At 67.7% G+C, this 14,208-nt stretch carries 11 protein-coding genes; 9 read left to right on the top strand and 2 right to left on the bottom strand.

The window, feature by feature from the left end:
* Positions 1-47 precede the first annotated feature (47 nt).
* Entirely contained in the window at positions 48-1,817 is a 1,770-nt protein-coding gene (locus tag ACT89H_RS05410) for a sensor histidine kinase (protein WP_445107388.1), read from the top strand.
* A 177-nt stretch (positions 1,818-1,994) separates the two neighbouring features.
* Positions 1,995-3,347, top strand: a complete 1,353-nt coding sequence (locus ACT89H_RS05405; protein ID WP_445107387.1) for an FAD-binding oxidoreductase — start codon at positions 1,995-1,997, stop codon at positions 3,345-3,347.
* On the opposite strand, the gene ACT89H_RS05400 is transcribed toward ACT89H_RS05405, so the two are convergent.
* On the bottom strand, positions 3,325-4,224 hold the full coding sequence (locus tag ACT89H_RS05400) for a sulfurtransferase (RefSeq protein WP_445107386.1): 900 nt from the start codon (positions 4,222-4,224) through the stop codon (positions 3,325-3,327). The genes ACT89H_RS05405 and ACT89H_RS05400 overlap by 23 nt on opposite strands.
* Positions 4,224-5,102, bottom strand: a complete 879-nt coding sequence (locus ACT89H_RS05395; protein ID WP_445107385.1) for a LysR family transcriptional regulator — start codon at positions 5,100-5,102, stop codon at positions 4,224-4,226. The genes ACT89H_RS05400 and ACT89H_RS05395 overlap by 1 nt, the downstream gene beginning before the upstream one ends.
* 319 nt (positions 5,103-5,421) lie before the next feature.
* On the opposite strand from ACT89H_RS05395, the gene ACT89H_RS05390 reads away from it, so the two are divergent.
* The 7 genes from ACT89H_RS05390 to ACT89H_RS05360 all read left to right on the top strand — a co-directional run bounded on the left by ACT89H_RS05390 (position 5,422) and on the right by ACT89H_RS05360 (position 14,144).
* Positions 5,422-6,618, top strand: a complete 1,197-nt coding sequence (locus ACT89H_RS05390) for an LLM class flavin-dependent oxidoreductase (RefSeq protein ID WP_445107384.1) — start codon at positions 5,422-5,424, stop codon at positions 6,616-6,618.
* Positions 6,615-7,793: an acyl-CoA dehydrogenase family protein gene (locus ACT89H_RS05385; RefSeq protein WP_445107383.1), complete on the top strand. Its 1,179-nt coding sequence runs from the start codon at positions 6,615-6,617 to the stop codon at positions 7,791-7,793. The genes ACT89H_RS05390 and ACT89H_RS05385 overlap by 4 nt, the downstream gene beginning before the upstream one ends.
* Positions 7,794-7,857: 64 nt before the next feature.
* On the top strand, positions 7,858-9,546 hold the full coding sequence (locus ACT89H_RS05380) for an ABC transporter substrate-binding protein (RefSeq protein WP_445107382.1): 1,689 nt from the start codon (positions 7,858-7,860) through the stop codon (positions 9,544-9,546).
* Positions 9,547-9,591: 45 nt separating this feature from the next.
* On the top strand, positions 9,592-10,548 hold the full coding sequence (locus ACT89H_RS05375) for an ABC transporter permease (protein ID WP_445107381.1): 957 nt from the start codon (positions 9,592-9,594) through the stop codon (positions 10,546-10,548).
* A gap of 1 nt (position 10,549) precedes the next feature.
* On the top strand, positions 10,550-11,446 hold the full coding sequence (locus tag ACT89H_RS05370; RefSeq protein ID WP_445107380.1) for an ABC transporter permease: 897 nt from the start codon (positions 10,550-10,552) through the stop codon (positions 11,444-11,446).
* Positions 11,443-13,110, top strand: a complete 1,668-nt coding sequence (locus tag ACT89H_RS05365) for a dipeptide ABC transporter ATP-binding protein (protein WP_445107379.1) — start codon at positions 11,443-11,445, stop codon at positions 13,108-13,110. The genes ACT89H_RS05370 and ACT89H_RS05365 overlap by 4 nt, the downstream gene beginning before the upstream one ends.
* Entirely contained in the window at positions 13,110-14,144 is a 1,035-nt protein-coding gene (locus ACT89H_RS05360) for a ketopantoate reductase family protein (protein ID WP_445107378.1), read from the top strand. Before ACT89H_RS05365 ends, ACT89H_RS05360 begins: the two co-directional genes overlap by 1 nt.
* The last annotated feature ends 64 nt before the right edge of the window (positions 14,145-14,208 follow it).

The raw sequence follows: 14,208 nt of genomic DNA, 5'->3' as shown, positions 1-14,208 counted from the left end.
CGGGCGGCGGCGTTCATTTCCGGAACCGGGTGAAATATTCTTGAGCCATGGCGAGAGGCCGCGCCGACGGCGTTCCAGGAGCGAATACGACTGATTACGCGTCGGCCGACACCTATTCGGTGCGCGATACGCTTTCGCAACTGCGGCTGCGCGAATTGCTCGGCGAGGTCAAGGACCGGATCGAACAGATCATCGACGCCCGCGACCGCATGGACGGACTCGTCGAAGCCATGCTCACCGTCACCTCCGGCCTAGACCTCAACCGCACTCTGCGCACCATCGTGCACACCGCCATCTCCCTGGTCGACGCCCGCCACGGCGCGCTCGGCGTCCGCGGCCACGACCAGCAACTCACCCAATTCATCTACGAAGGCATCGACCAACCGACCCGCGAGCTGATCGGCGACCTCCCCCAAGGCCACGGCGTACTCGGGCTGCTGTTCAGCCAACCCAAACCGATCCGCCTCGACAACCTCGCCGACCACCCGTCGTCGGTCGGATTCCCCGCCCACCACCCCCCGATGCGTACGTTCCTCGGCGTACCCGTCCGCATCCGCGACGAGGTATTCGGCAACCTCTACCTCACCGAGAAGGCAGGCGGCCAGCCCTTCACCGAAGACGACGAAGTCATCGTGCGAGCCCTGGCCGCGGCCGCCGGAATCGCCATCGACAACGCCCACCTCTACGAATCCGCCCGCACCCGCCAAGCCTGGATCGAGGCGACCCGCGACATCACCACCGAATTCCTCGCCGGCACCGCCCCGGGCCAGGTCCTCACCCACCTCGTCGACGCCACACACCGGCTCACCGGCTCCGAGCGGACCTATCTGGCGGTCGTTCCGGACTCCGAGGCGCCGCCCGAAGAGATCTCCGAACTTCTGATCACACACACTGCGGGCGTCGCGCACGACCAGCGGCTGATCAAGCTCCCGTTGGGAGACACCACTATCGGCCGAGCGTTCCGACTGCGGTCCCCCCAGCAGGTGGACGACGCTCGCCGTGCGGATCTCGGCAAGATCTTCCCCGACGCCGGGCCCGCACTCGTGCTGCCCATGCAGACCTCCGACACCACGGTGGGTGTGCTGGTCGCGCTGCGGGCGGTGGAATCGGCGCCCTACAGCAACGAGACCCTCGAATTGACGGCCGCCTTCACCGACCAGGCGGCACTGGCGATGCAACTGGCCGACGCGCAACGGCGCATGCGGGAACTGGACATCCTCTCCGACCGCGACCGCATCGCCCGCGACCTGCACGACCATGTCATCCAGCGACTGTTCGCCGTCGGCCTGAGCCTGCAGGGCACCGTCCCCCGCACCCGCGTTCCGGAGGTGCGGGAGCGCATCACCGAGGCCATCGACGACCTGCAAGACGTCGTCCAAGAAATCCGCACCTCGATCTTCGACCTGCACGGCGGCACCGGCGACAGCGCGCGGGTACGGCAACGCATCGAGGAAGCGATCCGCCAGCAGGCTGCCCCCAGCGGCATCCGCACCGCCGTGCGGATCAGCGGCCCGCTCTCGGTGATCGACCCCGAACTGGCCGATCACGCCGAAGCCGTGGTGCGCGAAGCGGTCAGCAACGCCGTCCGGCACTCCGGAGCCGACACGATCGCGGTCGAGATCGCCGTCGCCGACGACCTGATCATCGTGGTCGAGGACGACGGCTGCGGAGTGCCCGCCGATGTCACCCGCAGCGGCCTGTCCAATCTGGCCCGGCGTGCCGAAGAAGCGGCCGGTACCTTCACGATCACGGCAGGTACCGGGCCGGATGGGCGTGCCGCGGGCACCCGGTTGTGCTGGCAGGTGGCGCTGCGCTGAGCACAGCACGCCACCCCCGCGGCGGTCCGGACTGGGAACAACGACAGCGAAACCTGCGCACTCGTCGATCGGATAATTCGATCATTCGCGCGCCATTGGAACGCCGTCGATCGGACATGATGAAAGTCGGCGCGCTCGGCGCACCGAACGCGCGCCCATCGACCGCAGGAGTGCTGGATGATCGTCTCGACCGACTGGACACAGTCCATCTCCGGCGCCGTACTGCGCGGCGAGGACATCCCGGCCGCCTATCGCAGCGACCGCTCCGGCATGGTGCCCTCGGGCACACCGGAGCTGCTGGTCATCGCTGCCGACGTCGACGACGTGCAGCGTGCGGTGGCGCTTGCCGCGGAGGCCGGCTTGTCGGTGGTCGTTCGGGGCGGCGGCACCGGATTGGCCGGCGGCGCGAGCGCCGGTCCAGGATCGGTGATCATCGATCTGAGCCGGCTCGACCGGATCCTGGAGATCGCAGCCGAGGACGAACTCGCGGTCGTGCAGGCCGGTGTCAGCGCGACGACACTCGATGCCGCGGCGGGGCGGCACGGTCTGCGTTACACCCCGGATCCGGCCAGTGCCGCGATCTCCACCATCGGTGGGAACATCGCCACGAATGCCGGTGGTCTGCGCTGTGTGAAGTACGGTGTCACCCGCGATTCGGTGCTCGGGCTGAGCGTGGTGCTCGCCGACGGCAGCCTGCTGCACACCGGACGCCGCACCGTGAAAGGCGTTGCGGGCCTGGATTTGACGAGTCTGTTCACCGGATCGGAGGGTACGCTCGGCGTGATCGTCGCCGCGACAGTGCGCCTGCATCCGATTCCGCCGCACACCGTCACCGTGGCAGCCTACTTCGACGAGATCGAACAGGCGGCCGCGGCGACAACGGCAGCACTGTCCGCTCGCGTGCGACCGTCCCTGCTCGAACTGCTGGATGAGCCATCGGTGCACGAAGCGCAGGAATTCCTGGGCCTCGGAAAACCGGCGCCGGGCGCGTTCGTGGTCGCGCAGACCGACGGATTCGGCGCGCACGCCGAGGCAGCGGTGCTCGAATCCGTCTTCGGGCAGTTCACCTCCCGTGTTCTGGTCGGTGACGATCCCAGCGCGGCCGAGCAACTGCTGGCCGTGCGCCGCGCGGCACTGCCGGCGCTCGAACGCCACGGCCGGGTTCTCATCGAGGACATCGCCGTGCCACGCACCCGCATCGCGGATGCGGTACGGCGGATCACCGAGATCGCTGATCGGCACCGCAGCCGGATCCACACCTTCGGCCACGCCGGCGACGGCAACCTGCACCCGATCCTCGTCGTACCCGGTGACGATGCGGCGGCCGCCCGCCGCGCCGCTCGCGCGGCCGACGAAATCTTCTCGACCGCCTTGGAACTGGGCGGCACGATCACCGGCGAGCACGGTGTCGGCGTCCTCAAGCGGCAGTGGCTGGCGCGCGAGGTCGGGCCCCAGGCACTGCAGGTTCAGCGGGCGGTGCGCCAGGCGCTCGATCCCCGCGGACTGTTCAACCCGGGAAAGGTGTTCTGACCGGTTGTCCGGGTGTCGGCGTGTCGCCGGTGGCGACCGGGCGGCTCGGGTCCGCGCTCCACTGCGACCATGAGCCGGGAAACAGCGCCGCATCTATGCCGATGATCCGCAGCGCGACGATCTGCACGGCGGCGGTGACACCGGATCCGCAGTAGGCGCCGATGTCGCCGGCGCCGCGAACACCCGCGGCCTCGAACAAGGCGGCGAGTTCGGTTGCGGGGCGGAACAATCCGTTGCCGTCGAGCGCGGCGGCGCTGGGTACGTTACGAGCGCCGGGGATGTGTCCGGCCACCGGATCTATCGGTTCGGTTTCGCCGCTGAAGCGCTCCGGGGCGCGAGCATCGATCAGTATGCCGCGCGAGGTGGCGGCGGAGGCCTCCTCCGCAGTAAATGCCGGAAGTGCCCCGGAATAGAGATCGTCGTGCGTCACCTCGATGTCGCCGCTGTGTGGTTGCTCGACTCCGGTATCCAGCCGATGCCCTTCCGCTACCCACGCGCCGAGTCCACCGTCGAGAATGCGGACGCCGGGAATGCCTGCTGCGCGCAATACCCACCATGCTCGCGCCGAACCGGCCCGATTCCAGTCGTCGTAGACCACGATCGGAACTCCCGTGCGCGCACCCCAACGCCGTGCCGCCGCCTGCACCGCCGACCCGGCCGGCAGCGGATGCCTGCCCCGTCCGGGCACCGTGTGATCGGACAGCTCGGTCTCCAGATCCACGTACACCGCGCCGGGGATGTGACCGTCGGCGTAAGCGGAGGGGCCGTCGGTCCGGCCCAGCTGCCATCGGATGTCGAGGATGGTGACGGGCTCGGCGGCGTCGATCCATCGGGCCAGTTCCGTGGCGGTGATCAGGGTATCCGCGCGAGATGGCATTATGCGACTCCTCTGAGCTGGCGCCCGGTGATCGACCGGTAATGCGCGCTGATCGTCTCGATGGCGGTCAGTTCGATATCGGGGTCGAGGCCGCGGCGCGCGACCAGACGGACGTCGATCGCGCCCATCGGTGGCAGGTCGGTCACTTCCACCAGTCCGCGCGGGACACCGGCGTGGAACGGCAGCAACGCGATTCCCAGGCCGGCCTGGGTCGCGGCCAGCACACCGTCGAGTGTGCCGGATTCGGCGGTGACCGACACGCCATAGCCCAGTTCGGTGAGCCGGTGTACAGCTCGCCGCCGCAGACCACACGGCTCCTCGAACGCCACCAAGGAGATCGGGCTCACCGTCGGCGCCAACTGCCACCCGGGCGCGGCGACCCAGCGCAACTCGAGCTCGCCCACCTCGGCACCCAACGCTTCACCACTGCCACCGAGCACCACCGCGAGATCCAAGGCGCCTTTGGTCACCGACTCCGACAGGCTGGTGGATCGGTCGATCCGGAAATGCGAGTGCATCTCGGGGTAGGCAGCGCGTAATACGCCGATCAGTTCCGGCAGCAAGCGATCGGCCGCGTGTTCGGTGGAACCGATGGTGATCCGCTGCGAACCGACCGCCACGAATCGCTCGAGCAGTTCGTCGTGCGCGGCGAGCAGTGTGCGCGCCTCGACGACGAACCGCTCGCCGTCGGCGGTAAAACGCGACCCGCGACCGTCCTTCTCCACCAGCGTGCGCTTCAGCCGCCGCTCCAATAACCGCACGTGCTGGCTGACCGTGGGCTGACTCAAGTGCAAGGCGTCGGCCGCGCGCCGGAATCCACCGGTGTCGGCTATGGCGACCAGGGTCTGTAGATGCACCAAGTCCAAGGGGTCCGCCATACCGATCATCTGCCTTTGCCTCGACACCTATAGGGAAACAAGGCAACTACATTGTCGAAGCGGAGCGAACCTTTTGAATCTGTGAGATCGCAAAGTCTGGTGGATCAGGTGTCGCCGTAGCATTCTCGGTTTCCGATGGAACACTGCGGCGCGTGGTTTCGCTATCGGTTCCGATCGGCGATCCCAATCGAAATCGGCGATCTAAACACTGGTTTCGGCGATCCGACGGTCCCTACCATGGCATTCCACCATCGACCTACAGCGACTTTCGATTCGGCCGCAAAACGTGCGCCAGACACCGACCGGGAAGGGACGATCAATGACCGCCGATCCAGCCGGGGACCCGGTGCCGATACCTGCGAGTGCCGCATCGACTGTGGAATTCATCAGCCTGACGCACCTGAATCCCGCCACCGAACTGCACCCGGTACCGACCCGGGGTATCGATCTGGCCTTCTTGCGCCGCTATGTCCGCGCACTCGAGGACGGAGGTTTCGACCTCACCCTGCTCCCCTACGCGTCCACCAGCGCCGATTCCTTCGTGCTCGCCTCGGCTGTGGGGCAGCTCAGCGATCGGCTGAAGCCCATTGTGGCCTTGCGTCCGAACACGGTGTTCCCGACCGTCGCCGCACAGCAGCTGGCGACGCTCGACCAGCTCACCGAGGGACGCGCGGTGGTGCACCTGATCTCGGGGGGTAATGACGCAGAACAGGCGCGCCAAGGCGACTACCTGTCGAAGGACCAGCGGTACGCCCGCACCGATGAATACATCGATATCCTGCGGCAATCGTGGACGAGGACCGAGGCGTTCTCCCACCACGGCGCACACTATCGCTTCGACGACTTCGGGCCGGGGTTCGCCCCATACGCGTCGCCCATCCCGGTCTCGATCGGCGGCTCCTCCGATGCGGCGTTCACCATCGGCGGACGGAAGGCCGACATCTTCAGCTTCTGGGGCGAGCCGCTGGCCGACATCAAAGGTCAGATCGAGCGGGTGCACTCGATCGCCGCGGCAGCCGGGCGCACCGACCGGCCGCGCATCTGGGTCACCTTCCGTCCGATCATCGACCGCACCGACGAGCTCGCGTGGGCCAAGGCCCACGACTATGTGGAACGCATCGCGCACACCTTCCAGACCGGCGAGCTGCGCAAGCGATTCTCGGGCGCGGTGCCCGAGAATGTGGGTTCTCGGCGCCTGCTCGAATTCGCCGGGCGCAAAGACGTCTACGACCGCGCTCTCTGGACGCGTACCGCAGCGGTCACCAACGCCGCGGGCGCGTCGACGGCACTGGTGGGCAGCCCGGAGACGGTGGCAGCGGCGATCGTGGACTACATCGACCTCGGCGCCGACCTGGTATCCATCCGCGGGTACGACACCCTGAACGACGTCATCGATTACGGTCGGTACGTGCTGCCCCTGGTGCGTCAGGAACTCGCGCACCGGGCGGCCACCGGCCGGCGCGGCACCTTGCAGGCCGAGCATCCGGGTGCGCTGGCCTCGGCGGGACGGTCGTGACCACCGCGCAAACCGGACCCATCGCACTGACGGTCCCCGATACCTCGGCCGACGCCTTGGCCGCGCTGACGGCGGAAATCGCGGCTACCGCAACCGCATACGACCGCAGCGGGGAGATTCCGGCGGCGGGCCTGGCAGTAGCCCATCGCGGTGGATATCTCACCGCCACGGTGTCCGCGCGCTACGGCGGACCAGATCTGGATCCCGTCGAGGTAGTGCGGATCCTGGTGGCCCTCGGCGAAGGTGATCCGTCGGTGGCACTGATAGCCGCCAACAATCTCGCGGTACACCGGATCCAGGCTGTCGCCGGCGGCTGGCCGGAGGAGGTGTACGACGACCTCCTGCGCCGGTCGGCGCGCGGTCCGGCACTGGTGAACACGATCCGCGCCGAACCCGAACTCGGCGCACCGGCTCGCGGCGGGCTGCCCGCTACCACCGCCCGACGCTCGGAGACCGGATGGATTCTCGACGGTCGCAAGACATTCGCCACCGGAGGAACGGCGCTGACCTACCATCTCGTGTGGGCGGTGACCGATGAGACACCGCCGCGGGTAGGGCATTTCATCGTTCCCGCCGACTCCGACGGCATCGCCTGGCACGAGACCTGGGACCATCTCGGGCTGCGAGCGTCGAACACGCACGACGTCAGCTATACGGGTGTCGTCGTGCCGTCGCGCAATTTCCTGGAGATCCCGCAGGAGGACGGCGTCTACCGCGATCCGGCGATGGCCGCCGGGCCCGGGTCGTTCGGACACGTGGCGCTCTATGTGGGTGTGGCCCGCGCGGCTCGCACCGCCTTCGCCGACTACGCGCGGACCAGAGTGCCGACCGCGCTGGGTCGCCCGATCGCCGACACCGAACGCATCCAATCCGTGGCGGGCGAGATCGAGACGCAGATCATCCAGGCCGAAACGCTGCTCTACGGCACGCTGCTGCGCTTGGCAACCGGTGAACCCGGTGTCGCGACTCGACTGTCCCCGGTGAAGGTGCTGATCGCCCGGTCGGCCGTCGCGGCGGTCGAAACAGCCGTCGCGGCCCTCGGCAACGCGGCTTTGACCCGGCACAACCCCCTCGAACGCCACCTGCGCGATGTGCTGGGTGTGCGTGTTCATCCGCCGCAGGAGGACGCCGCGGTGCTGGCCGCAGGGCGGGCAGTACTGCGGCCGGGCGAGTAATCCGCCCCCACCCGTTCACCACGCTGGGCCCGAGCCCGGCTACATGATGAGGAATCACCCGACGATGTCGAAGAACGCCCATGCCCACACCGGCGGCAGATCCGGTAGACGCACCGCGGCCGCCGTGTTCGCCGTAGTGCTGGCTCTGCTCACGGCCGCTTGCGGCGCCGGTGACAAGGCCAGCGGCCCGTCCGGCGCCGGACGGGACCCGGTGCGCGGCGGTGTCCTAGACATCGCCTTCTGGCCCGACAACCCGGCATTCGCGTGCATCGACCCGTTCCAGGTCTACTGGATCGAGCATCGCTCGTTGATCCGCAATTTCGCCGACTCGCTGACCGACCAGGACCCCGAGACCGGTGAAATCGTCCCGTGGCTGGCCACGGGTTGGCAGGTCGGCCCGGACGGTCGCGACTACACGTTCACGCTGCGCGACGGGGTGACGTTCGCCGACGGAGCGCCGCTGGACGCCGCGGCGGTGAAGACGAACTTCGACGCCTTCACCGATCTGGTCCGCCAGACCGGGGGCAGCGCCTACGGTGCCAGCTATATCGTGGGTCTGGAGTCGACCGAGGTCATCGATCCGAAGACCGTGAAGTTCCATTTCACCCAGCCCAATTCGTCCTTCTTGCAGGCCACCTCGACCACCACCCTGGCACTGCTTTCGCCTGCCTCGTTCCGGAAGACGCCGCAGGAGCGCTGCCAAGGCGACATTGCCGGGTCCGGGTTGTTCGTGCTGGACAAATACACGCCGGGACAGAGTGTGTCCTTGTCCCGGCGCGCCGGGTATCGGTGGGGATCGAAACTGAACCACAACACCGGCGAGGCGTACCTGGACAAAGTGCAGGTGAGCTACGTGGCCGAGGACAGCGTGCGTACCGGCAACCTGGTCAGCGGTCAGATCGACATCGCCTGGCCGCGCAACCCGTTCACCGTCGAGGACCAACGACTCATCGAACGATCGGGCGGCTACCTGCGATCGCGGCCGCTGCCCGGAGTGTCCTTCGCGCTGTTTCCCAATGTTTCCGACGGCCATCCGCTGGCAGATGACCAGGTGCGCAAGGCGCTGTACCGGGCCATCGATGTCAAGACCTACGCGGCAACGGTCTATGGGGCCGACTACCCCGTCGTCAGTGGAGCATTCAACAGCACCACGCCGTACTTCGTGTCGCAGGCCGCCAAACTGGCCTATGACCCGAACGAAGCCGGACGCATCCTCGACGCGGCGGGCTGGCGGATCGCACCCGGTGAGCAATATCGCAGCAAAGACGGCAAGCGATTGACGCTGTCGTTGCTGACGACCACGCCCGGCGCCGGGACCGAACTGTTTCAGGATCAGCTGCGCAAGGCGGGAATCGAGTTGCGCATCGACGTGGTCACCGCCGCCGAGCGCCCGGCTGCCATCACCGGCGGCCGCTACGATCTCACCGAGAACTACTTCACCCGGGCAGATCCGGGCGCGCTGCAATTCATCCTGGTCGAACAGCTGGCCAACTCGAAGGCGCTGGCCCGCAACGCGCAGTCGCCGAGCACGGCAGCCCGGGTGCAGCAGTTGTTCACCCGCGCGGTGCAGGCCACCGACAAGGCGCAGAGTGCGCAAGCCTACGGCGAACTACAGCAGCTGCTCATCGACGACGGCGTGGTATTTCCGCTGTTCGAACGGCTGCAATACGCCGGAATCCGGAATCAGGTCAATGGGTTCCGGTTCACCTCGGAGAGCTTCCTCGCCTTGAACGACACCTGGATCCTGCCCTGACCGAGTCGGCGGAACAGAAGGCTCTGGGAAGGAACGGTTGAGGCCATGATCCGATATCTCGCGGGGCGTGTCGCGCAGGCGATCGTGGTGCTGTGGGCGGCGTTCACGGTGGCGTTCATCGTGCTGTATCTGCTACCGAGCGACCCGGTCGCGCTTCAGCTCGGCGCGGCGGGCATCGAAACGGACGCGCTGACGCCGCAACAGCTGACCGCGGTGGAGGCGAAGTACGGGCTGGACCGCCCCGTACTCGAGCAGTATTTCAGCCGGCTGTTCGGTGCGCTGCACGGCGATTTCGGCACGTCGATCACCAAGCAGGTCGCGGTCACCGAGCTGATCGGCGATCGGCTCGGCGGCACGCTGACCCTCAGCGCCCTGGCCGGGATACTGGCCGTGCTGCTGGGCACCGGTTCGGCGTATCTGGCGGCCTTCGTGCGAAACCGGCCACTACAGCTGCTGCTGAACCGGTTGCCCGCCGTCGGCGTGGCCGTTCCATCCTTTGTGGTGGGGCTGCTGCTGATCCAATACTTCGCCTTCCAGCTCGGATGGTTGCCCTCGATGGGCAGCGGAGGCTGGCAGCATCTGATACTGCCGGTGATCACGATGGCGCTGCCGGCGGCGGCGCAGCTGGCGCAGGTGCTGACGCGAAGTTTCGAGGAGACACTGCGCGAGCCGTACATCGTCACCGCGCAGGCGAAAGGGCTGTCACGCGGTGCGGTCCAGCTGCGGCACGCCTTTCGCAATGCCGCGCTGCCCGGGCTGACGATTCTGGGGCTGCTGGTCGGCGTCACGGTGACCAGCGCGATCGTGGTCGAAACCGTGTTCAACCGCAACGGAATCGGCAAGCTCGCGCAGGAAGCGGTGCTGGCCAAGGACGTTCCGGTGGTACTGGCGATCGTGGTGATCGCGGCCACCGGATTCGTCGTCGTCAATCTGATCGTCGACCTGATCTATCCGCTGCTGGACCCACGCATCACGTATACGTCGAGAGCCGAGGTGAACTGACATGGTGCAGACGCTGACCAAGCGTGCCGAAATCACCACGACCACCGCCGAGCTACCGGCCGGGTCCGGTCGGTGGGCGCGACTGGGCTCGCACGCCACACGACTGGGCCGCAGGCCGTTGTTCGTGCTGGCGTGCGCATCGATCGCCTTCGTGATCGTCGCCGCTTTCGCGCCTTCGGTCTTCACCTCCTACGATCCCTACGCCACCTCCCCGCGAGAGCGGCTGCAGGCACCGAGCGGCACACACCTCTTCGGCACCGACGACGTGGGGCGCGACCTGTGGGCGCGCACACTGTACGGCTCCACCCTCACCATCCAGGCAGCGCTGATCGCCGTCGGTATGGCCATCGTCGTGGGGCTGGCCTTCGGTGTGCTGTCCGGGTTCTTCAGCGGTATCACGGATTCGGTGATCATGCGCGGGGTGGACGTGCTGCTGGCGATTCCCGGACTGCTGCTGGCGCTGCCGATCGTGACCGCACTCGGCTTCGGCACCGTACCCGTGGCCATCGCCGTCGGCGTCGCGATCGTCCCGGGCTTCGCGCGGACCACCCGCTCGGAGGTGCTGCGCGTGAAGACCTTGCCCTACGTCGAGGCCGCCCGCGCCGGCGGCGCCTCGTGGACGCGAGTGCTGCTGCGGCACATTCTGCCGAATTCCTGGGGCCCGGTCATGGTGCTGGCGGTACTCGACTTCGGCACGGCGATCATCGCGGTAGCGGCGCTGAGCTTTCTCGGTTTCGGCGCGGCACCTCCGCAAGCCGAATGGGGAACCCTGGTCGCCAACGGCCGCAACTATCTGATGACAGCGCCATGGGTGTCACTGCTGCCCGGTCTCGTGGTCGCCTCGACGGTGTTGTCGCTCAATCATGTCGCCAAATCGGTCCAGGAGTTGCGGCGATGACACACGACTCTCTGGTCGAGATCGACGGTCTCGATGTGGATTACCTCGGCGGCGGCGCGGCGGTGCCCGCGGTCCGCGACCTCACCCTCCACGTGCGACGCGGCGAAATCGTCGCGCTGGTCGGCGAATCCGGCTCCGGCAAGACCACCACCGCGCAGGCCGTGCTCGGGTTGCTGCCCCCGTCTGGTCGGATCACCGGTGGCTCCATTCGGGTCGCCGGAATCGACATCGCTACCGCCGGTGCGAAAACTATTCGGTCGCTGCGTGGCTCGACGATCGGTCTGATCCCGCAGGACCCGATGGTCGCTCTGAATCCCACGCAGCGTATCGGCCGGCAGGTGGCGGAGGCGGTGCGATTGCGCGGAGTCCGCGGCCCGCAGGTGGACGTGGAGGTCCTCGACGTCCTGCGCAAGTCGGGGCTCGACGATCCCGAGGGACGGGTGCGGCGCTATCCGCACGAGCTGTCCGGTGGACAACGCCAACGGGTGCTGATCGCCATCGCGCTGGCCGGCCACCCGGATCTGATCATCGCCGACGAGCCGACCAGCGCCCTCGATGTGACGGTGCAGGCGCGCATTCTCGACCACCTCGAATCGTTGGTGCGCGAGACCCGGACCGCGCTGGTGATCATCACCCACGATCTGGCCGTGGCCGCCGATCGCGCCGACCGCGTGGTGGTGATGCGACACGGCCGGATCGTCGACGAAGGCTCCCCCACCGACATACTGGTCGACTCCGAGAACACCTACATCCGTCGGCTGATCGCCGCCGCGCCCGCCCTCAGCCGCGGCGGTGGTATCGATCCGCGCTTCGTCGTGCCCCCCGACCAGGTCGATGTGGACGAACCGATCATCGAACTCGAGTCGATCACGAAGGTATTCCGGTCGGTGGGCCGCGGCATGGCGAGGGGGGACCGATTCGTCGCCCTCGACGACGTCTCAGTGCGAGTGGCGCCGGGCCGGACGCATGCGCTGGTCGGCGAATCCGGCTCCGGAAAGACCACCACCTTGCGGATCGCCATGGGCCTGACCCGGCCCACCGCAGGAACCGTCCGTTTCGACGGCACCGAGATCACGCACCTGACCTGGCGCCGGCTGCGTCCACTGCGGCGCAGATTCCAACTGGTGCAACAGAACCCGTTCTCCTCGCTCGATCCGCGCTTCACCGTTCGCGAGAGCGTCACCGAGCCACTGGTGTCGTTCGGGCTCGGCAACCGGGCCAGTCGCCGCGCGCGGGCGCAGGAGCTGCTCGACCAGGTCGCGCTGCCGCGGACCTTTCTCGATCGGCGCCCGGCGGAACTGTCGGGTGGGCAACGCCAGCGCGTGGCCATCGCGCGAGCCCTCGCTCTCGAACCCGAGGTGGTGCTGCTCGACGAGCCGGTGTCGGCGCTCGACGTGTCGGTCCAGGAGCAGATTCTGGGTCTGCTCACCGAACTGCAACAGCGGCTGGGGCTGACGTATCTGTTCGTCTCGCACGACTTGGCAGTCGTCGGGCAGATCGCGCACACGGTTTCGGTGTTCGAGAAGGGGCGGGTGGTCGAATCCGGCTCGGTGGCGGCGGTATTCCACGATCCGGTCAGCGACTACACGCGACGTCTACTGGACGCGATTCCGGGCCGCCGGTCGGCCGCGTCGATCGAACTCGCCGGAAAGGACCATCGCTGATGCGATATGTCATCGTGGGAGCCGGGGCGGTGGGGGTGAGCCTTGCCGTCGAGTTGAGTGGCCGTGGGCACGACGTGCGCGTCATCGCCCGCGGCGAGACGTTGCGTTACTTCGCCCGCAATCCGGTGGCCTACCGGACGGCATCGGGCACACGGACGGTATCGCTGCCGGTCGCGGCGATCAGCGACGATCTCGGCCTGGCCGTCGGCGATATACTCGTGCTCGCGTCGAAGACGCAGGATACGCGCGATATCGCGCAAGAACTCGCCTGGCGAGACGTGCGCGATCGGCAGGGCACGGTAGTGGGCGTCGCCGCGGATCACATTCCGATCGTCACCCCGCAGAACGGTCTCGACGCCGAGCGCGCCGCGGCCAGGTGGTTCGCTACGGTCATCGGCGCCACCGTCCTGATCTCGGCTAGCTATGTTCGGCTCGGCGAGGTCCGAGTCGGTGGGCACCCGTATGTGGGCAGTGTGCTCGCCGGACTGGCCACCAGCGCGGGTGCGGCCGGGGAACGGGCGCTGCACGCTCTCACCGAGGATCTGCGAGCCGCCGGTTTCTGGACCGAGACCGTACCGGACATCGGCGCCTACAAGGCAGCGAAGATACTCCACAGCGTCAAGAACGGACTCGAGGTGCTGGCCGGCGACCGCCTCACCAAGGAGGCGGTAGGCGCCGCGCTGGTGGCGGAGGCGCGGGGCGTGCTGGCGGCGGCCGGGATCGCGCATCATGAACCGTCCGATTTGCTTCCCAGCTCGGTGCAGCGCAGTTTCAGCACGCAGGCCGGCGTCGTACCCGGCCGGCAGTCGACCTGGCAGAGCTTCGCGCGGGCAGCACCCACGAACGAAGTGGACTACCTCAATGGCGAAATCGCGCTCCTCGCGCGATTGCACCACGTCGCGGCCCCGCTCAACACCTGCCTGCAACAGCTGCTCGGCCGCGCCACCCGCTCCGGCGGCGGACTCGAACTGCCAGGCCTGGACACCTTGACAGATTTGATGGCAAGCGGCCCACGCGCTGGCGAGACGGCTTGATGAATCGCGGCGGCGGGAGCTCACCCTGCTGCGGCAGGGGTGGCCGCGAGAGGCCGGCCTGGCG

Source organism: Nocardia aegles, assembly GCF_052545135.1.
This window is presented reverse-complemented; position numbering and strand designations above follow the sequence as displayed.